The sequence below is a fragment of the Mesobacillus sp. genome, assembly GCF_049588175.1.
Classification (GTDB): Bacteria; Bacillota; Bacilli; order Bacillales; family Cytobacillaceae; genus Mesobacillus.
In genome coordinates this window covers 1-1,531 of the sequence record NZ_JBAVFI010000620.1, presented here as the reverse complement: position 1 = coordinate 1,531, position 1,531 = coordinate 1, and the positions used below count along the sequence as shown (strand labels likewise).

At 41.8% G+C, this 1,531-nt stretch carries 1 protein-coding gene and 1 pseudogene; one reads left to right on the top strand and one right to left on the bottom strand.

Annotated elements, in window-relative coordinates:
• Positions 1 to 682: pseudogene (locus WB217_RS15005) on the bottom strand (MFS transporter); the annotation flags it as partial.
• Positions 683 to 1,053: 371 nt separating this feature from the next.
• Between WB217_RS15005 and WB217_RS15000 the strand changes: the two are divergent.
• Positions 1,054 to 1,531 (top strand): alcohol dehydrogenase catalytic domain-containing protein (locus WB217_RS15000; protein ID WP_423994050.1); only part of this gene is annotated, 478 nt, incomplete at its 3' end.

Sequence of the window (1,531 nt, the reverse complement as noted above, 5' to 3'; positions counted from 1 at the left end):
GTACTGTCAGGATCAAGCCTGTCACCGTTACTGACAGAAGAATCAACAATGGTAAAATATCAAACTCAAAACGCTGGGTTACTTTTACATCGTAGTTGGTAATTCGTCTGTAGAGCGCCATTGCCGCCCCGATCAATACCATGATGGCACCGATATTCAATCCGTTATAGACGATCTCCGCGAAAATTCCGTGAGCCGCCATCGTGATTGTCGGAACATCGAACACGATGATCTGGTAGGTTACCGGGTCAATCAGGTCGAAGCGCATCCAGCCGAACGTAAGTCCAAAGGTAATTGCGAAGCTGATGATGCAGCCCCATGAAATCATCAAGTGCTGAATACCGCGGTACAAACCGCGCTGGAAAATGAATTTTTGCAGGATAATATTATCTATGAACGTTGTTAAAATTGCTTTTGAATTACGTTTCAACCGTTCTTTATTGAAAAGGTTTGAGACGCTGCGTGTAGCGACACGGTTTGTGGCTTTTCGCCACATCCAGAAGCTCATCCGAATTGTCAGTCCAATCGCAAATACTGCCGATGAAATCGCATAGCCTAAAAGCGCCATGTCAATATGCACAAATTTGGAGGTTGAAACCCACATAGAGAAAAATAAAATGAGCACAACGCCAAAGGAATACATGCTTGTTTTTGAGTAAAAGGATCTCTCGAATTTGTACAACTTTGCTACCTCCCTGTAAATCGTTTCCGATTTCAAAAGTTATCTTAACATGGAAAAACAGTAATAAAAGGATGAAATTGTAAACACTTTGTGAATAGTGAAAAATTGATTTATCAACTTACCTCCATGGCGAACCTTCTTTAATTAAATCTTAAAATAGGGCATATAAAAGATATGTGAAGTCCGTCACACCTGAAGGGAAATGGACAGGAAGGACACAAATTCGTAATAAATTAACTCAGGTGAAACAAAAATCATAGGGAGTCCCTTGTAAGTTATGGTAAGGTGATTGCATTTAAAAGTTGACTTATTAGAAGTTGGACTTGTTTTTGCCTATACTTAAACTAATAAAGCAGGAAGGGTTGGAGATTATGGACAATTTCAAAGCTTTTATCGTCAATAAGACTGAAGAGGATTTCTCGGCAGAGGTTAAAACGATTAATCTAGAGGATCTGCCTGCAGGAGATGTCGTCATTAAAGTTGCTTATTCAAGCGTCAACTATAAGGACGGGCTTGCAAGTATACCGAATGGAAAAATTGTCAGGTCCTATCCTTTCGTACCTGGCATCGACCTTGCCGGCACGGTGGTCAGCTCCAACGACAGCAGATTTATGGAAGGTGACAAGGTCATCGCAACAAGCTATGAAATCGGCGTGTCTCATTTTGGAGGATATAGTGAATATGCGAGAATTCCAGGGGACTGGATCGTTCCTTTGCCAGAAGGTCTTTCTTTAAGGGAATCGATGGTTTATGGAACTGCAGGGTTTACGGCAGCTCTGTCTGTCCACCGCCTTGAAGAAAATGGGCTGACACCAGATAAAGGAAAGGTACTTGTTACAGGTGCTACCG